Origin of the sequence: Bacillus cereus group sp. BfR-BA-01350, assembly GCF_022663775.1 — a bacterium.
GTDB classification, from domain to species: domain Bacteria; phylum Bacillota; class Bacilli; order Bacillales; family Bacillaceae_G; genus Bacillus_A; species Bacillus_A paranthracis.
The window spans coordinates 84,635-102,432 of the sequence record NZ_JAKUGD010000013.1; the positions used below are offsets into that span (position 1 = coordinate 84,635).

Below are 17,798 nucleotides of genomic sequence, written 5' to 3' on the forward strand. Positions count from 1 at the left end.
GTTAGTAACCAATTGTTTTCATATAATCACGTAAAATATCGTTTGATTTTGCGAATCGAGATTCTTCATCCTCTGTTAAATTTAGTTCTACAATTTCTCTTATACCATCTCTAGTAATAATAGCTGGTACTCCTGTACAAATATCATATTCACCATACTCACCATCTAAAATGGCTGATACAGCAATTACACGGTGATCATCGTTAAAGATTGAGTTTGCAATATATGCTAGAGAATTTCCGATTCCGTAATAAGTAGTACCTTTTCGTTTATAAATTTCCCATCCGGCTTTTGCAGTCTTCTCAACGATTTCATCTAAATCTATTTCACCAAATCGTTCTTTTTGTTCTTCTAATATTTGCAGAATTGGTTTTCCACCAACAGTTACGTGTGACCAAGCAACCATTTGAGAATCACCATGTTCTCCTAATGAATACCCATGAATACTACGAGGATCTACATGTAACATTTCAGATAAAATTGTTCGTAAGCGAGAAGAATCTAGTGATGTACCAGTACCGATCACACGATTTCTAGGTAATCCAGATAATTTCCACACTTGATATGTAATAATATCAACTGGGTTTGATGCAAGTAAGAAAATACCATCAAATCCACTTTCCATTACGCCGCCAACAACACTTTCCATAATCTTTGCACTCGCTCCTAAAGTATCTAAGCGACTTTGTCCTGGCTTTGGTGCTGGTCCTGCTGTAATAATAACGATGTCCATATCTTTGCAGTCTTCATAGCTTCCTGCATATACTTTTGTTCTTGTATTTGTAAAGTTAATGCAGTGTGATAAATCCATTGCTTCCCCAACTGCACGTTCATGATTTATATCAATTAATAATAGCTCTTCGCAAATGCCTTGATTGACAATGGAATATGCACAACTTGATCCAACTAATCCAGTACCGATAATTGCAATTTTTCTTGTATGTCTTTTCATAGCAATCTCTCCTAATTGATCATATAATCTATTTCTTTTGTTCCTTACACTCCTAATTATAGAGGTTCCCACGATAGAAACCATGGATACTTTGTGAAATATTGAGCAAAGTTTTTGTCCTTTTTGTGAATTGTTATATTCCATTTTCGTCATATTTGTTACAACCGGAAAAATATTTATTATATATTTATTGACATATACAAAAAGAAAACGAGCGAATAGATTCGCTCGTTTTCTTTTTTCTGTTATTCCGCACTTAATTGGCTTTTTAATTGCTGTACAATCATCGGATTTGCAGGTGCTGCCGGTTTGTAATAACTCTTTTGCTTTGCATACTCATACATATTACGTTGGCGCATTTCATCTTGATTACGAATTTGGATTAACGTTTGGTGTAACTGTTCATTATCAGACTGAGCAATATAATTTGCATAACTTGTTAAACTTGCATTTAATCCTGCTAAATAATCATTTACCATATCTTTTTCATTCATGTTCCGCTTCCTCCTATCCTAGGAAAGTCATTAATTGTTGCTTCGTATTTCGTGCATCTTGCGCATCTTTTTGTAGCATTTGTTTCAGTTGTGGATCCGTACACGTCTGTGCATACTGCTCCAACTTGTTAATAATTGTTGCGTGTCCACCAATTAAATGACGTAAGTTTTCTACTTCAAGCTCTGTTAAGTTTTGCATGGAGTACCCCTACCTTTCTTTATTCGTTCACTGTTAGTATTTAGCTATTTTTTGATTGTATACATAAATTAACTTTTTCACGTGCATACAAAATAAAAGATGAATAGCTAAGCCATTCATCTTTTATACTGGTTATGTATTTATTTTTATAGAGATACAATCATACTTATACTCACAAGTAAGTTCCATACAATATGTAAAATAATACTAGGTATAATAGATTGTGTCTTTTTGTATAACATTGCAAATACCATTCCCATAATCGTTGCCGTAATTAGAAGACCTCCATGAAGAATTCCAAAAACGAAGGAAGAAATCATGATACTAACTAAAAAATTATATCTCTTTTCTAAAAATCGATATAAAATACCTCGAAATAGAATTTCTTCTTTAACCGGTGTAATGATAGCAACACTTAACACATATATAATACTTTGTATGCTATTTTGAAGCCCTAAACTCCCTAACTGTTCCTTTTGTTCTGCTGCACTTTCAAAACTAAATACATGTAACATTAAATATTGTGATACTGCAATGATAATAAAGCCAATTAATAGATATAAATATGTCTTCCCATTCTTCAAAACGGATACATCCCAAATGTATTTAATAAAATGAAGAACTGGTTTATAAGCTAATAAAACGATAGCAACAACAATTGCATCGAATAAAAGTAAATAATATCCTTCTAATTTAGTACTTAATGCTTCTTCTCCATAAATCTCAAAGGCTAAACCAAGAAATAATCCTCCTAGGAGCGAAATCCCTATAATCATTGCTATCATTACAAATAGATTTTTATATGTTATATTCTCTATTTTTCTTTCTGCACTATACGCTTCTAACACTGTTTTACTCACAGTATCCCTCCAGTTATTCTCATTTATATCATTAAAATCCTTTAATTTAAATATAAAGATAATATAAAAAATTTACAAAAAGAATAATATGCAATTTTACATATTATAAAAACTTTATATTTTATAGTTTTAGGAATAGAATTGCTATGCAATAATTATTATATGAAATTTCAAAAAACACTTCCTATTCACCATAACCCTCGCATCATATAAAACTTATTAGTTAAAGGAGCAATGAACATGAAAACACATGACTTCCTTACAGAAATCCAGAAAGGCTCTGAGCCTAGTCCCTATCAAGATCCCTTCGTATTCGGTTTCGTTTGCTTTTTCTTAGCAATATATACATTTTTCAAACCTGCAAAATAATATCATTTAACAAGAAAAAGCCTCTAAACCACTAGAGGCTCTTTCTCATCTAATCTTTTGGACTCATACGCACTAAAAAACCTTAGAATCGCTTCTAAGGTTTCCGGCTATCCATATTCAAGACACCATACTAATAAGTAACGAAAGAATTAATAATACAACTACTAATCCGCCAGTTAATCGTGCTATAAACTTCTTTTGTGCGCCCGCACTTGAAACGATAAAACGGAAGTATAATATACTACCTATAACAATAAGAATACATTCCAATATGATACTAATAGCCGGAAATCTCCACAATCCAAAACCAAGCATAGGTAAATCTCCAAAATTCCCCGGTAGTAATGGCAAATCAAAACGATGTACAAGTAAATCAAGAATCCAATGACTAAAAACTACAGCTCCAATAACAAAGCCACTCCGCTTGCCCCAAAATCTCATACCTACTATTCCTGCAACAAAAGCAATAAACAGTGCTCCTATTAAAGAATGTGTATAATCCGCATGAATGATTGCTTCACCATAACTATTCCTATTAATAGGTTCAATTGTCTCTACTCCTAAAATATACAGCGGCAAAAAAATGACATCCAACAATTGTGTGCTTACCATAAGAGCCCAAAGTGGTAGTTTAGGTGATTTAGCTTTTACTACTGCCGCTAAGCCAAAATGTCCTGCAAACATTTCACTTCACATCCTTTTGTCATTGTGCCTCCAGCAAACCGCATCCTACTATACAAAAAGCATGATCAGCAACACATTCATCTTGTCTCGCTTCTTATTCACTCTTTCATTCCACGTAATCCTTTAATAAACGTTTCCAACAATACATGTAAACTTATATCTAAATCTAACGGCAAACCAAATCCTCCCTGCTTTTCAATCGACGCAAATCCATGACAAATACTTCTGAATCCACGTGTCGCATGAAGTGCATTCTCTCCTTCTAAGCCGTACTGTTGTAAAACCTGCAGACAAAGCTTTACAATTCCGTCACCTGCTTTTCTTACTTCTTCATCTCGTAAAAAAGTTGCTTCATACAGTCCAGGATGTTTTCGGACAAATGCTACATACGCTTTCCCTAATGCATGAATTGCTTCATCCATATGTTTATCCTCTGCCGCTTCTTCCAGCTTGTTATGCAGCTGCTTGATTCCGTAAATACCAAGATTTTTCCGTACATCTTGTAACCCTTTTACATGATTATATAGTGAAGGAGAACGTATCCCTAACCTTTGTGCTAATGAAGCTAACGTTACTTCTTGTATTCCACTTGCATCTGCAATTTCTGCCGCTGTTTCTACAATTTTCGGTAATGTAAGTCCGATTCTCGGTGACATAAATTAACCTTCTTTCTTACTTTCTATATTTCGCTTCGCTCCCTTAATAGCAAGCTCTATAATAGCACCTGGATCCTTTATCATTTTCCCATGTCCTGCCGCAAGTAAGGAAGGCTCATATTCTCTTAGCTTCTCTGCACTTTGTAATGATATTTCTTTGCTCCACGTTGCCATTGCAGGAAACGGAAACCAAAATTTCATTTGTCCCGAAACAGCCGTACCTCCTCTTGTTTGAAATGCATCCCCAACAATAAGAGCTTTATTTCTTATATCAAGAAACGACATGGAGCCCGGTGTATGTCCCGGTGTCATAATAGCAAGCAGCGATCCAACTCGGTCACCATCTTCTAATAAAATATCAGGTACCGTTTTTATCTTTTTAGGTACACCGCCTTTTATTGGCGTATTTGGTTCATCCTTTTGTAACGTCGTATCTCCTTCTAACAGCTTTGCGTCCCGCTTAGAAATGTAGACTGGAACATAAGGAAGTACTTCCTTTAATGCGTCTAATGCACCGATGTGATCATCATGCGCATGTGTTAATACAATATTCGTAATTGGTTTTCCTATTTTCTCAGCCGCCTGTAAAATTCCTTTTGCGCTATATGGTAAAGCAGCATCAATTAAAGTTAAACCATCTTCTTCCTCCACAAAGTAACAATTCACAGGAAACACTCTTGGCAAAAATGACAATTGATATACCGTTTTTTCATGCATCATTCTCATATTCCCATCTCCCTCTTCACAAAAACTAATACCATTAGTTTTATTATACTAATGGCATTAGTTTTATGCCACTAAAAATTTCATTTTTTCAGAAAAAAAGAACAGTAGCCGTATAAACGACTACTGTTCTTTAAAGGTATTAAACTGTATAACGCTCATCTTCTAAAATTTTCGCAGCAATTTCACGTTTCTTCGGAATTACGTTAAGTGGTGTGTGGCGAGTTAATTTACGTAATGATGATAACATCATGCGTAACATGTCGCCGTTTTCAACTGCGATAAGTGTTTCTTTCGCATGTGCTTCGATTTCGTTGAATGCTTCTTGGCAGAATACTTCAGTGTATAACACTTTTTGTTTATTCTTTTCAAGACCAGTTGTTTTAATTGCTTTTTCTGTACGAAGAACAGCTGACTCCATTGCGTATAGGTTGCTTACGATGTCAGCGATATTCACAAGAATTTCTTGCTCTTTATCTAATGCTTTACCGTATTTTTGAGCAGCTAATCCAGCTACCATTAAGCCGATTTTCTTCGCGTTATTTACTAAATACTTTTGAAGTGCTAATGGCTCATCGCCTACTTCTTCTGGCATCATCATCATTAACTCTTCTTGTAATTTTTGTGCTTTTTGAAGAAGTGGTAATTCACCTTTCATTGCTTTACGTAAGAACGTACCTGGTACGATTAGGCGGTTAATTTCGTTCGTCCCTTCAAAAATACGGTTAATGCGAGAATCACGATACATTCTTTCAATCTCGTACTCTGCCATAAATCCGTAACCACCGTGAATTTGAACACCTTCATCTACTGTATAGTCTAACACTTCAGAACCGAATACTTTGTTTAAAGAGCACTCGATTGCATATTCAGCGATAGAAGCTGCTACTGCTTTACCGTCTTTTACTTCTTCTTCAGATAATGTGCTCATACGACTTTCGAATAAACCTACTGTACGATATACAGAGCTTTCAGCTGCATATGTTTTCGCTGCCATATTCGCAAGTTTCTCTTGAATTAATGGGAAGCGAGCAATTGGTTGTTTGAACTGTTGACGTTGGTTTGCATATTGTGCTGAAATTTCTACTGCACGTTTCGCAGATCCAACCGTACCAACACCTAATTTATAACGACCGATATTTAAAATGTTGAATGCGATAATATGACCTTTACCGATTTCACCAAGTAAGTTTTCTTTCGGTACTAACGCATCTTCTAAAATTAACGTACGAGTTGAAGAACATTTAATACCCATTTTCTTTTCTTCTGGGCTTGTAGATACGCCAGCGTAGTCTTTCTCTACGATAAATGCTGAGAAGTGCTCTCCATCGATTTTTGCATATACAATAAATACGTCAGCGAATGCAGAGTTTGTAATCCACTGTTTTTCACCGTTTAATACGTAATGTGTACCTTCTGCATTTAAACGTGCAGTTGTTTTTGCACCCAATGCGTCAGATCCTGAACCTGGCTCTGTTAATGCGTATGCAGCTAATTTTTCACCAGTTGCAAGTAATGGTAAATACTTTTTCTTTTGCTCTTCGTTACCGAATAATACGATTGGTAAAGATCCGATACCTACGTGAGCACCGTGAGTAATTGCAAAGCCACCAGCGCGAGAGAATTTCTCTGCGATTAACGCTGAACTTACTTTATCAAGACCAATTCCACCGTACTCTTCTGGTACGTCAGCGCCTAATAAACCAAGTTCACCAGCTTCTTTTAAAAGACGAACAGAACGATCAAACTCATGTTGCTCTAAATATTCAAGCTCTGGAAGAACTTCATTTACGATAAAGTCCTCTGTCGTTTTTGCAATCATTTTATGCTCAGATGAAAAATCTTCTGGCGTAAACACTTGATCAATCGTAATCTCATCTACTAAAAAGCTACCGCCTTTAACCGCATTTCCTACTGTTTTTTCCATGAAAATTTCCTCCTTCATATTTTCATAAGCCGCTTCTCTCATTTCGAAAGAAGCTGGCTCTCCCGTTTATTTTTTATAAACCTTTGTTGCTTCCATTCTTTGCATTGTCGGCGTCTCGTTGTGAGCGAGCCACTTCCATTTTTTTATAATCCAGTTTCAGCGGCTAGAATGTTCGGTGGCTTCGCTTCTTCCTGCGAGGCAAAGAGCGCCTCTTCGTCTGAAGCTCCATCCCCCTCACATTCTGAACGAGCCGCTTCCACCTTTTTATATAATCCAGTTCCAGCGGCTAGAACAGTCGGTCGTTTCACCCCTTCCTGTGAGGCAAAAAGCGCCTCTTCGTCAGGGCTTCCAACGCCCTCCTGTTCTGAGCAAGCCACCTGCACCTTTTTTATAGTAATTCAAACACTCCCGCTGCTCCCATTCCGCCGCCGATACACATTGTTACGATACCGAATTGTTCGTTGCGGCGTTTCATTTCGTGAATAAGAGATAGTGTTAGTTTTGCTCCTGTACAGCCAAGTGGATGTCCAAGTGCGATTGCACCGCCGTTTACGTTTACTTTTTCTTCATCTAATCCAAGTTCACGAATAACTTGAATGGATTGAGAAGCGAATGCTTCATTTAGTTCAAATAGACCGATATCTGATAGCTCTAAACCAGCTAATTTTAACGCTTTTGGAATTGCAGCGATTGGGCCGATTCCCATCACTTCTGGTGGTACGCCAGCTACTGCAAATGAACGGAATTTCGCAAGTGGTTTCATGCCATCGCTCACTGCTTTTTCACGATCCATTAATAGTACAGATGCTGCGCCGTCACTCATTTGTGAAGAGTTACCAGCTGTTACAGAACCGCGAACGTTAAATGCTGGACGTAATTTACCTAAAATATCTAGCGTCGTCTCTGCTCTTACACCTTCGTCTTGCGCAAAAGTAATTGTTTCTTCTTGCAGTTTGTTATTTGCTCCAACAGTACGTAACGTTACATCTACAGATACTGTTTCATCAGCAAAGTTTCCTGCAGCTAATGCTTTCGCAGCACGTTGATGACTTCTTACTGCAAATGCATCTTGCTCTTCACGAGAAATTCCATATTTCACAGCAACTTGCTCCGCTGTATGTCCCATACCCATATAATATTCTGGAGCTGCTTCTACAAGGCGACTATTTGGACGAACAACGTGTCCCATCATTGGAACTAAACTCATTGATTCCGCTCCGCCTGATAATACCGCTTCCGAGTGACCGAGCATAATGCGCTCTGCTCCGTAAGCGATACTTTGTAAACCTGAAGAACAGTAACGGTTAATTGTAATAGCTGGAACATCGTAAGAAAGTCCTGCTAATCCGCCGATATTACGAGCCATATTTAAACCTTGCTCTGCTTCTGGCATCGCACAACCGAAAATTAAATCATCGATTGGTCCTTCATAATTCGCACGCTTTAACGTTTCTTTTACTACTAACGCCCCTAAATCGTCAGGACGAACTGTTTTTAATGAACCCCTCTTTGCTTTTCCAATTGGTGTTCTTGCTCCCGCAACAATGACAGCTTCTCTCATGAACGATATCTCCCCTCGTTATTAGTTACGTAATGGCTTTCCTTTTACAAGCATGTGCTGCATTCTTGCTTGTGATTTCATCTCACTGACTAAGCTAATAAATGCTTCACGTTCTACATCTAATAAATACTGCTCATCAACTTCTGTTCCGTACGGCACTTTTCCGCCTGCGATGACATATGCAAGTTTCTTCGCAATATGAAGGTCGTACTCTGAAATGTAACCAGATAAATGCATTGCTTCTGCACCAAGTGCAAGAGTTGCATATCCTGTTTCACCAACAACCGGTATCTTTTTACGAATCGGTGCTTTGTAACCAGCTTCATATAAAGCAAGTGCTTTCTGTTTTGCATCGTATAGTAAGTGATCACCATTCACACTAATACCGTCTTTATCACCTAAGAAGTTATGAGAAACCGCTTCTTGTCCTGAAGTTGAAACTTTCGCCATCGCGACTGTTTCGAACACTTTATTTGCAACTTTTTGCAAGTCAAACTCTACGCCGTTTGCCATTTTATTTAAGTGTTTAATGTATAGCTCTTTATTACCGCCTCCGCCAGGGATTAAGCCAACACCAACTTCTACTAAGCCCATATACGTTTCACTAGAAGCTTGAATGCTCGCTGCTGGTAAGCAAACTTCTGTACCTCCGCCAAGCGTCATACCATATGGCGCTGCTACAACTGGCTTAGAAGAGTATTTAATTTTCATCATTGCATCTTGGAAGTTTTTCACAACCCACTCAATTTCAAAGTAGTTGTCGTCTTGTGCTTCCATTAAGATCATTGCTAGATTCGCACCAACGCAGAAGTTCTTCGATTGGTTACCGATAACAAGACCTTTATAATTCTTTTCTACTTCATCAACAGCGTAGTTAATCATTTGCGTAATATCCATACCGATTGCATTGCTCTTCGAATGGAATTCTAAACAAAGGATACCGTCGCCTAAATCGATTAAGCTCGCTCCGCTATTTTTCTTTAATACGCCATTTTTCGCTTTTAATTGCTTAAGAGAAATTGCTTTTTTATTACGTTCGATTAGCTTATATTCGCCATTATCGTAATAGTAGCTATCTCCGTTATCATGTTTGTAGAAAGTAGTGAAACCTTTCTCTAACATTTCTTTCACCCAAGCCGGAACAACTACGCCGTTTTCTTCCATCTTTTGAACGGACTTTTCAACGCCGATTGCATCCCAAACCTCAAACGGTCCTTGCTCCCAGCTGAAGCCCCACTTCATCGCTTGGTCTATTGCAACGATATCGTCAGCAATTTCTTTATGAAGTTTTGCAGAGTATAAAAGAGTTGGTGTGATGATGTTCCATAACAACTCTCCTGCGCGGTCTTTCGCATATACAAGCGCTTTCAATTTATTCGATAAACCTTTTTCTTGTTTACTTAACTCGATCGATGCAGCTTTTAATTTTTTACGAGCTTCGTACTCCATCGTTTCTGGATTTAATTCTAAAATTTCTTTTCCTTGTTTTAAGAAGAAGCCTTGACCTGTTTTGCTTCCAAGCCATTTTTTATCAAGCATGTCATGCATGAAAGCTGGTACTTTAAATACATCACGCTCTTCTTCTTGTACGTTTTCATATACGTTATTTGCAACGTGTACAAATGTATCTAAACCGACAACATCTAATGTACGGAACGTTGCACTCTTCGGACGACCAATAAGTGGGCCTGTTACAGAATCAACTTCCCCAATGCTATAGCCGCGTTTTACCATCTCTTGAAGGGTTACAAGTAAACCGTACGTACCGATGCGGTTTCCAATAAAGTTTGGTGTGTCTTTCGCGATAACAACGCCTTTTCCAAGAACGTCTTCGCCAAATAGTTTCATGAAGCTTAATACTTGTGGATCAGTTTCTTTCGTCGGTATTACCTCTAGAAGTTTTAAATATCGTGGTGGGTTAAAAAAGTGTGTGCCTAAGAAGTGTTTCTGGAAGTCGTCTGAACGACCTTCTGCCATTTTTTCAACTGAAATGCCTGACGTATTCGAGCTTACGATAGAACCCGGTTTACGAACAGCATCTACTTTTTCAAATAGTTTCTTTTTAATATCTAAGTTTTCAACTACTACTTCAATAATCCAATCTACATCAGCTAAACGCTCAAGATCATCTTCTAAGTTACCTGCTTCAATCAGTGCTAAATTTCCTTTCACTGTCAGAGGAGCTGGTTTTTGCTTTAATAGTTTTTGCACAGCCGTATTACTAAAACGATTTCTCACACTTTTATGTTCTAATGTAAGTCCCTTCGCCTCTTCTTCTTTCGTAAGCGCAGGTGGTACAATATCAAGCAATAATGTCGGAATACCAATATTAGCTAAGTGTGCCGCAATTCCTGAACCCATTACGCCTGACCCTAGAACAGCAGCCTTTTTAATTTGGAACATCCAATTCTCCCCCTATTCTTGAATGAATGCTCATTCAATTTTTCGACATAAGTCGCAATCAATGAGTGAGCCTCTACTAATAAATATATGATACTGTTTAAATTTTCGCAATATATTTATTGATAAAATTTTCTGAAATAAATATTTTTCTTTTATTTGCCCATGCTATATATGTATTTTCTTCACTAAAATACACTTTCCCTTTTTATAATCTGACGAAACTGGAGGAATATATATGGCAAAAATTAAGAAGAACCCTTCAAAGGCTGGAATTAGCGCAGCAAGTGTGACAGGAAACGCTGGACCAACTGATCGAGGCGTAGAAAAAGGACGTCAAGGTAATAACCAACAATATAAGAAGCATAATATGGGCGAAAAATAACGCTATATTTTTGGGCAGAGAACGTGGCATAATGGTTAATGGCTGCTTTTTCTGCCCAATTTATTTGTAACAAATGAGGGAATTATAATGAAACGAACAATAGTTATGATTGTAATGATTGCCACACTATTTACAGGGATGATTTTCTTCTCTTATGCACAAAGACAACAAGCTGTAAGAGCCGATCAGCCTAGCATCACTGGACAATACGGAATTACAATCGATGCAGACACAGGTGAAATTTTGTATGGAAAACGAGAAGACGAACGCTCTTATCCGGCTAGTATAGCCAAAATGATGACAACCCTTCTTTTACTAGAAAATGTAAAAGAGGATGAAGAAATTACAGTTACAGAAAACGCAATTAAAACAGAAAGTCAAAGTAAGAAAATTAAACTTCGTGCTGGGGAAAAGTTAAAACGTGATGAGGCATTAAAACTGATGCTTATCATTAGTGCAGATCCAATAGCTGAATCCATCGCAGAACATATTGCAGGATCAAAAAATGAATTTGTAAAAATGATGAATGCTAGAGCGAAGGAACTTGGTACAAAGCATGCGACTTTCAAAAATGCAAGTGGTGCTGATGCATTAGGAAACAAAGTATCACCATATGACATTGCTATGATTACGAAAGAAGCATTAAAATACCCAGTTGTTTTAGAATATATGAATTCAACGCGTACAACTCTACATACTTCAGAACGCTCTCCAAACATCGCAAACTATGGACGAGAAGAACTATACGACGATCCATATGCAATTGGAAGTAAAAGCGGTCTATCAGCACTCGGAAAATATACAGTCGTAACAGTGGATGAGAAAGACGGTAAACGCGTCATTAATGTTGTATTATCTTCTACTCGCAAGCAACTGTATCCTGATACGAAGAAAATGGCACATTACGCATTTCAGCAATTAAAATAACCAAGGAGTATTTACTCCTTGGTTATTTTTTAACCATACCTTTTAATACGAACGCAACGTTTGCTGGACGCTCTGCTAGGCGACGCATGAAGTAGCCATACCAGTCGTTTCCATAAGGTACGTAAACACGCATTTTGTAACCTTCTTTTACTAGCTCAAGTTGACGCTCATTACGAATACCATATAGCATCTGGAATTCAAATTGATCCCTTGGAATGTTGTGTTCTTCGGCAAGTTTTTTCGTATATTCAATAATCGCTTCGTCATGTGAAGCAATTGCAGTATAATTTCCATTTAATAAGTGCATTTTAATAATCTTTTTATAATTGTCATCTACATCTTTCTTGTCCGGGAACGCCACTTCTTCAGGTTCTTTATAAGCCCCTTTTACAAGACGTAAATTAGGATTATAAGCATTTAAGTCTTCAATATCTTTTTCTGTACGATATAGGTAAGCTTGAATAACAGTACCAATATTATCGTACTCAGATTTTAACTGTTTAAAGATATCAATTGTCTTTCCGCAGCGTGTATAATCTTCCATATCAATTGTAACGAACACACCATTTTCTTTTGCCGCTTCTAAAATACGGCGCATATTGTTCATTACGATTTCATCAGAGATATCTAATCCCATAGAAGTCATCTTTAAAGAAAGTTGCGAATCCAAACCTTCTCTTCCAATTGCACGGATTGCTTCAATCGATTGGTTAGCCATTTCATTTGCTTCCGCTTCATTATCAACGAATTCCCCTAAATAATCGATTGTTACACAAAGTCCTTGCTTGTTCAATTGTTTAATAGCTGCTGTCGCTAATTCAATTGTCTCCCCTGCGACAAAGCGACCTGCACCAAAGCGTAAACCGTACTTTTTAGCCAGTTTTGTTAGCGCTTTATTTTTAGATAAGAAAAGAAACGAATTTCGCATTAATTGTTCCATGTAATTCACCCCTATGACTTAATTTATCTGTTTTTTACCCCTCTTCGAAATTATATCATTGTTTAAAATTATTGGATACAAATAATTATTTAGATAATTTATAAAATACTATAAAAACATTTAAAACCCTATATTCTCGCTTGTAAATATGTCTGAAATATTTTTCGACATTTAGAAAAATGGAGTTTACTAGGCACAAAATAAGCATGTCGAAAATATTCGACATGCTTATAAAACCCTTTATATTCCATGTAAATTATATGAGGATATTAATACAGAAAACTTGAGATTATATTTATCCCAAGTTTTTTATTGTTCATTTCTCTTTTCTTCATTCAGCCTTTTAATATGTGTAATTAACTGCACCATCTCTTCTTTCGCATCGGGATAAGTCTCATTCCAGTGCTTCACTAAAGCCGGCATCGTCTTCGCTATGTAAGAATACAGTGCCCACTTCTGTACCTGTTCTTTTCTCTCTTCATTGCTCTCTCCAAGTAATAGTTCCGTGTATTTCTCTAACAACCCGTCAAACTGTTCATTAAACTTTTCACTCATCTTATCTACCTCCTATATGAAAAAAGCAGCGAAGATCGCTGCTTTTCTTTATAATTTTGATCGAACAGAGTTTAATTTTTTCTCCATTGTGCTTACTTTATCACGACGATCATCGATACGAATTGTTGTTGCAACGCGCTGTGCACCTTTCGTATATGGAACTTCATGCATTTGTTGAATTACTTCTAGAATGACAGGAAGATCTCCTTCAATAATTGTATTCATTGGTGTTAATTGATACTTCACGCGATCTGCATTTTTCTCTAGCACCTTTTGTACTTCTGCTACATATTCACTCACACTTGGATTACCTGTTCCTACTGGAATAATCGATACGTCAACAATTGCCATAGTAGTCTTCCTCCTATAATTGCTTCTTATATATCCATTTTCTATTTTACCGAAATACGCATCATTTTACTAATTTGTTATTCCTCTATTTTAAACTGCTCAACTAATCTTTCTAAGTCTCTCATATGCTCCGTCAAGCTTTCCATCGTATGAGCTACCTTTTCTAGATGATTTACTTGTGATTCAGTTGCAGCATTTACTTCTTCCGAAACAGCTGCACTTTCTTGACTCGTACCAGCAATTGTATGCATTACCGCTGTAATTTCTCCTTGCTCGTGACCGATGTTATGTACCTCTTCTACAATTTGTTCCACTGAAGTACTGATGGTATTAACAACTGACATAATTGTGCGGAACTCCGCCTCTGCTTCTGTCGTAACATTATTTTGTATATCCGCAATATCTTTTAATTTACTTACAACTTCTACAACTCGTCTTACCTCTACTTGTACATCACCAATCATCGTCGCAATTTCTACTGTTGCTTCTTTTGATTGTTCCGCTAATTTCCGAACCTCTTCCGCAACAACAGCAAAGCCTTTACCTTGTTCACCCGCACGTGCCGCCTCGATTGAAGCATTTAAAGCAAGTAAATTCGTTTGATCCGAAATACCTTTTATAAGCTCTACAACATTTTGAATCGATCCAACCCTTTGCTCTAAATTTCCAGATGCTTCCTCTGTATGAACAACAATTGAAGAGGATTGTTCTCTCGTACGAACTAAATTACGCATCGTATTTAATCCTTGCTTAGATGCCTCTTCAGCTTTGCCAGCTACACCTTTTATTTCACCAACAGAGTTATTCATTTGTTCCACTGACTGCGCCATATTCTCGAGCTGCTCTGAAACTTCATCTACACTATTAGCGAGCGTAGAAGCTCCTCCGCTCACGTCATCCATTGCACCTGACACTTCTTTACTAGCTGCTACAGTTTCATTCGTTAAATAATGTAGATTATTCGTTGATTGTTGCACGGTTGATACACTATTTTTAATTTTGCTTACCATTTCATTCATTTGTTCAACCATATGATTAAAATGGTTCGTCAGTTCTCCAACTTCATCCTTACTTGTCACTTTCATTTGCAACGTTAAATCACCTTCTGCTACTTTTTGAACGTGATTCGTTAATAATTGCAGTGGTCTTGCTAATCTTCGTGAGAACAAGTATGAAGCTACGATTCCAACGAATAGGCTAATACATGCCATTATAATGACTGTATTTCTCGTACTATGTAATAGCCCATCAATCGTTTCTTTCGGGTAAACAATCCCAATTTTCCATTTCATCTTATCAAACAGTTGACTATAGGCTACTACATCTTTCCCGCCTAATGTCGTCACCGCAAATTTTGTTTCATCTTTATTCAAACTTTTTAAAAGTGGTTCCTTTGAAACATCTTTTCCTACTTTCTCTGGGTATACAATGGCAATATTTTTATCATTTACGATAAACATTTCTCCGCCGTTATTATATTGGATATTGTGGAGTAGCTTTTGAATTGTTCCTAATGATACATCCATTGCTACTACCCCTAAAACAGAGCCATCCTGTCCGACAATAGCTTTTGAAACCCCAATACTTAACTTACCTGTCGCAATTTCATATTGTGGTTGCCCCCAAATAATCGATTTTGTATCAGATTCTGATGCTTTATACCACTGACGACTCGTTGGATCATACCCTTCTGGTACTTTTCCTCCGTCAGCAAGATTTGCACTCAACGTTTTTTTATCTTTCGTTCCAATGTATACGTCTAAAATATCAGGATGGTTCTTTTTAAACCTTGAAAACTCTTTTAAAATAAAGCTCTCTTCTTCTGGAGTAACTCCATCTTGTAACATGTTTTGAATATCATCATGACTCCCATAATGACCCATATCTTCTTCAATTCGCTGCATAAATGCAGTTAACTGCTCTGTCACAAGATCCATCGTATTTTGAGAATACTGGTCTAAGGAGCGCACTTCCTTCTCTTTCTGTAATTGATACATAGCTGTACCTAATATTACGAACATCATAGAAATAAGTACCGAAAATACTACCGCAATTTTTAAACGTAAACTTCTTAACATCTTCCCCCAAGCATCCCCTTCGTATTGAATTCAAATCTTATTAATCATTATATTAAGTATAATAGATAAAATTAAAAAATTGAAATTAATTCTCACCTTAATACAATTAGAAAACTGACTACCACTTGTGCAAAAACAAATAGTTCATTATCCTTAAACTATAATCTCATTCGTTCGGAGGTAACTATGTTACAAAAATTCGGTTTCTCACAATATGAAAGCCAAGCTTACGAAGTTGTCGTATCAAGCAACGAGCCATTAGATGCTACAACGATTGTGAAGCATTCTGGCGTGCCAAAAGCAAAAATATATGAAGTGCTTGCACGTCTAATCGATAAAGGAATGGTAATGGATTCTGTTTCGGAGAAGAAAAAGATGTATACAGCATTACCACTCAAGCTAGCAATTGAAAAATTAACGACAGAATTTCAATCCAATATTAAAGAATTAGAGACAACTATATCGAAAAAATCATTTACAGATGACCGTGTGTGGAGCTTAAAAATGCAATCTTCTATTCGCGTTCAAAGTAAAGAGCTCATCGAAAGTGCAAAAGAATCAATTCGCATTTCAGCTTGGAATGATACTCTTTTAGAATATCTTCCGTTATTAGAAGAAAAAGCAAAACAAGGCGTCAAAACCGAATCCCTTATAGTTGGAAAAGTAAAAACAGACTTAGAAAACATGCATTTTCTAATCCCAGCCGAAGAGCCTAACGCGCTAGAGCGATACTTACTGCTCATCGTTGACGACCGTGAAATTTTATTTGCTGGCGTAGAGCAAGGGTCATGGCAAGCAATGAAAACAATGTCACAACCTTTCGTAAAGTTCTTTACAGAATTTTTCTATCATGACGTTGCACTTGCAAAGATTACCCAGAAACACCATGATCTCTTTATGGAAGATGAGGAAATTAAGAGTTTGTTGATGAAGTTGAGATACTAAAAAAACGCCTCTATTACAAGGCGTTTTTTTCTACATTTCTTTTCTATTTTTCATCTTTAACACATAAGCTCCTGCAATAATAAAACCAAGTCCTAGAACAAATAAAACCGTAAATTCATTGCCGACGCCGCCAGTAGCTGGTAAACGTACTTCATTATGAGTATTATGTTGTTGCACCGGCTTCACATCAGCTGAAGGTTTCACTTCTCCATTCGGTGTTGGCTTATTTGGCTTAGAAGGAAGCGATGCCTTTTCTTCTTTCTTATTTTTCACAATATGTTTAATAATTTCTCCATCCTCTTTTATTTCAAATGCGAACGTCTCTTCATTTATTACATATCCATTTGGTGCTATTGTTTCTTTATACGTATACTTTCCGTATGGTAGTTTGAATTTCGCTACACCTTTTTCATCCGTTTTTCCTTTTACTACTTCTTTCCCTTGTTCGTTGTAGATTGTAAACTCTGCATTTGGTAGTTTTGTATTCCCATCCGCTATATCTACTTTCGTTATTTCTAACTCACCTTCTACTTTCTTATCTTGAACGATATGTTTAATAATTTGCCCATCCTCTTTTATCTCAAATGCAAATGTCTCTTCATTTATTACATATCCATTTGGTGCTATTGTTTCTTTATACGTATACTTTCCGTATGGTAGTTTGAATTTCGCTACACCTTGCTCATTTGTTTTTCCTTTTACTACTTCTTTCCCTTGTTCGTTGTAGATTGTAAACTCTGCATTTGGTAGTTTTGTATTCCCATCCGCTATATCTACTTTCGTTATTTCTAA

The 17,798-nt window shown here is 36.8% G+C and carries 19 protein-coding genes; 3 read left to right on the plus strand and 16 right to left on the minus strand.

What is annotated here, in order from left to right; translation table 11 throughout:
• Position 1: 1 nt before the first annotated feature.
• The 11 genes from MR147_RS22605 to MR147_RS22655 all read right to left on the minus strand — a co-directional run bounded on the left by MR147_RS22605 (position 2) and on the right by MR147_RS22655 (position 10,828).
• Positions 2-952, minus strand: coding sequence for an L-lactate dehydrogenase (locus MR147_RS22605; RefSeq protein ID WP_000820657.1), 951 nt, complete (start codon positions 950-952; stop codon positions 2-4).
• Between the two features lie 245 nt (positions 953-1,197).
• Positions 1,198-1,446, minus strand: coding sequence for a spore coat protein (locus MR147_RS22610; RefSeq protein ID WP_001002987.1), 249 nt, complete (start codon positions 1,444-1,446; stop codon positions 1,198-1,200).
• A 13-nt stretch (positions 1,447-1,459) separates the two neighbouring features.
• The gene (locus MR147_RS22615) at positions 1,460-1,645 is read right to left on the minus strand and encodes a hypothetical protein (protein ID WP_001180555.1); all 186 of its coding nucleotides are present in this window, start codon (positions 1,643-1,645) and stop codon (positions 1,460-1,462) included.
• A gap of 146 nt (positions 1,646-1,791) precedes the next feature.
• Positions 1,792-2,505: a CPBP family intramembrane glutamic endopeptidase gene (locus tag MR147_RS22620; protein WP_242304762.1), complete on the minus strand. Its 714-nt coding sequence runs from the start codon at positions 2,503-2,505 to the stop codon at positions 1,792-1,794.
• 486 nt (positions 2,506-2,991) lie between these two features.
• Entirely contained in the window at positions 2,992-3,558 is a 567-nt protein-coding gene (locus MR147_RS22625; RefSeq protein ID WP_242304763.1) for a permease, read from the minus strand.
• Positions 3,559-3,656: 98 nt separating this feature from the next.
• Positions 3,657-4,214, minus strand: a complete 558-nt coding sequence (locus tag MR147_RS22630; protein WP_242304764.1) for a TetR/AcrR family transcriptional regulator — start codon at positions 4,212-4,214, stop codon at positions 3,657-3,659.
• 3 nt (positions 4,215-4,217) lie between these two features.
• The gene (locus MR147_RS22635) at positions 4,218-4,940 is read right to left on the minus strand and encodes an MBL fold metallo-hydrolase (protein ID WP_242304765.1); all 723 of its coding nucleotides are present in this window, start codon (positions 4,938-4,940) and stop codon (positions 4,218-4,220) included.
• A 139-nt stretch (positions 4,941-5,079) separates the two neighbouring features.
• Entirely contained in the window at positions 5,080-6,864 is a 1,785-nt protein-coding gene (locus MR147_RS22640; RefSeq protein ID WP_000416279.1) for an acyl-CoA dehydrogenase family protein, read from the minus strand.
• A 143-nt stretch (positions 6,865-7,007) separates the two neighbouring features.
• Positions 7,008-7,241 carry a hypothetical protein gene (locus tag MR147_RS22645; protein ID WP_242304766.1) on the minus strand — a complete coding sequence of 78 codons (234 nt, stop codon included), beginning with the start codon at positions 7,239-7,241 and terminating at the stop codon, positions 7,008-7,010.
• A gap of 11 nt (positions 7,242-7,252) precedes the next feature.
• Positions 7,253-8,425 carry an acetyl-CoA C-acetyltransferase gene (locus tag MR147_RS22650; protein ID WP_001206335.1) on the minus strand — a complete coding sequence of 391 codons (1,173 nt, stop codon included), beginning with the start codon at positions 8,423-8,425 and terminating at the stop codon, positions 7,253-7,255.
• 21 nt (positions 8,426-8,446) lie between these two features.
• On the minus strand, positions 8,447-10,828 hold the full coding sequence (locus tag MR147_RS22655; protein ID WP_242304767.1) for a 3-hydroxyacyl-CoA dehydrogenase/enoyl-CoA hydratase family protein: 2,382 nt from the start codon (positions 10,826-10,828) through the stop codon (positions 8,447-8,449).
• Positions 10,829-11,063: 235 nt separating this feature from the next.
• Here MR147_RS22655 and MR147_RS22660 point away from each other — a divergent pair, with 235 nt between their 5' ends.
• The gene (locus MR147_RS22660) at positions 11,064-11,210 is read left to right on the plus strand and encodes a YuzL family protein (protein ID WP_087968598.1); all 147 of its coding nucleotides are present in this window, start codon (positions 11,064-11,066) and stop codon (positions 11,208-11,210) included.
• Between the two features lie 87 nt (positions 11,211-11,297).
• A complete protein-coding gene (locus tag MR147_RS22665) occupies positions 11,298-12,137 on the plus strand; it encodes a D-alanyl-D-alanine carboxypeptidase family protein (protein ID WP_000831474.1) in 840 nt (279 codons plus the stop codon).
• Between the two features lie 22 nt (positions 12,138-12,159).
• Here the strand turns inward: MR147_RS22665 and MR147_RS22670 are convergent, their stop codons facing one another.
• From MR147_RS22670 to MR147_RS22685, 4 genes are all read right to left on the minus strand, one after another.
• Positions 12,160-13,077, minus strand: a complete 918-nt coding sequence (locus MR147_RS22670; protein ID WP_000436772.1) for a proline dehydrogenase family protein — start codon at positions 13,075-13,077, stop codon at positions 12,160-12,162.
• Positions 13,078-13,386: 309 nt separating this feature from the next.
• The gene (locus MR147_RS22675; protein ID WP_001290596.1) at positions 13,387-13,632 is read right to left on the minus strand and encodes a YusU family protein; all 246 of its coding nucleotides are present in this window, start codon (positions 13,630-13,632) and stop codon (positions 13,387-13,389) included.
• A gap of 48 nt (positions 13,633-13,680) precedes the next feature.
• Complete coding sequence (locus MR147_RS22680; protein ID WP_001018860.1) at positions 13,681-13,983, minus strand: MTH1187 family thiamine-binding protein; 303 nt, start codon at positions 13,981-13,983, stop codon at positions 13,681-13,683.
• 77 nt (positions 13,984-14,060) lie between these two features.
• Positions 14,061-16,061 carry a methyl-accepting chemotaxis protein gene (locus MR147_RS22685; protein WP_074606438.1) on the minus strand — a complete coding sequence of 667 codons (2,001 nt, stop codon included), beginning with the start codon at positions 16,059-16,061 and terminating at the stop codon, positions 14,061-14,063.
• Positions 16,062-16,247: 186 nt separating this feature from the next.
• Here MR147_RS22685 and MR147_RS22690 point away from each other — a divergent pair, with 186 nt between their 5' ends.
• Positions 16,248-17,006: a TrmB family transcriptional regulator gene (locus tag MR147_RS22690; protein WP_074606440.1), complete on the plus strand. Its 759-nt coding sequence runs from the start codon at positions 16,248-16,250 to the stop codon at positions 17,004-17,006.
• Positions 17,007-17,036: 30 nt separating this feature from the next.
• Here MR147_RS22690 and MR147_RS22695 read toward each other — a convergent pair.
• The coding region (locus tag MR147_RS22695) for an LPXTG cell wall anchor domain-containing protein (protein ID WP_277930835.1) at positions 17,037-17,798 on the minus strand (762 nt) is incomplete at its 5' end.

Excerpts from the sequence above, each read along its gene's own strand:
- MR147_RS22605 (WP_000820657.1), bottom strand. The coding sequence starts at position 952 with ATGAAAAGACATACAAGAAAAATTGCAATTATCGGTACTGGATTAGTT.
- MR147_RS22610 (WP_001002987.1), bottom strand. The coding sequence starts at position 1,446 with ATGAATGAAAAAGATATGGTAAATGATTATTTAGCAGGATTAAATGCA.
- MR147_RS22615 (WP_001180555.1), bottom strand. The coding sequence starts at position 1,645 with ATGCAAAACTTAACAGAGCTTGAAGTAGAAAACTTACGTCATTTAATT.
- MR147_RS22625 (WP_242304763.1), bottom strand. The coding sequence starts at position 3,558 with ATGTTTGCAGGACATTTTGGCTTAGCGGCAGTAGTAAAAGCTAAATCA.
- MR147_RS22630 (WP_242304764.1), bottom strand. The coding sequence starts at position 4,214 with ATGTCACCGAGAATCGGACTTACATTACCGAAAATTGTAGAAACAGCG.
- MR147_RS22635 (WP_242304765.1), bottom strand. The coding sequence starts at position 4,940 with ATGAGAATGATGCATGAAAAAACGGTATATCAATTGTCATTTTTGCCA.
- MR147_RS22640 (WP_000416279.1), bottom strand. The coding sequence starts at position 6,864 with ATGGAAAAAACAGTAGGAAATGCGGTTAAAGGCGGTAGCTTTTTAGTA.
- MR147_RS22650 (WP_001206335.1), bottom strand. The coding sequence starts at position 8,425 with ATGAGAGAAGCTGTCATTGTTGCGGGAGCAAGAACACCAATTGGAAAA.
- MR147_RS22655 (WP_242304767.1), bottom strand. The coding sequence starts at position 10,828 with ATGTTCCAAATTAAAAAGGCTGCTGTTCTAGGGTCAGGCGTAATGGGT.
- MR147_RS22660 (WP_087968598.1), top strand. The coding sequence starts at position 11,064 with ATGGCAAAAATTAAGAAGAACCCTTCAAAGGCTGGAATTAGCGCAGCA.
- MR147_RS22665 (WP_000831474.1), top strand. The coding sequence starts at position 11,298 with ATGAAACGAACAATAGTTATGATTGTAATGATTGCCACACTATTTACA.
- MR147_RS22670 (WP_000436772.1), bottom strand. The coding sequence starts at position 13,077 with ATGGAACAATTAATGCGAAATTCGTTTCTTTTCTTATCTAAAAATAAA.
- MR147_RS22675 (WP_001290596.1), bottom strand. The coding sequence starts at position 13,632 with ATGAGTGAAAAGTTTAATGAACAGTTTGACGGGTTGTTAGAGAAATAC.
- MR147_RS22680 (WP_001018860.1), bottom strand. The coding sequence starts at position 13,983 with ATGGCAATTGTTGACGTATCGATTATTCCAGTAGGAACAGGTAATCCA.
- MR147_RS22685 (WP_074606438.1), bottom strand. The coding sequence starts at position 16,061 with ATGTTAAGAAGTTTACGTTTAAAAATTGCGGTAGTATTTTCGGTACTT.
- MR147_RS22690 (WP_074606440.1), top strand. The coding sequence starts at position 16,248 with ATGTTACAAAAATTCGGTTTCTCACAATATGAAAGCCAAGCTTACGAA.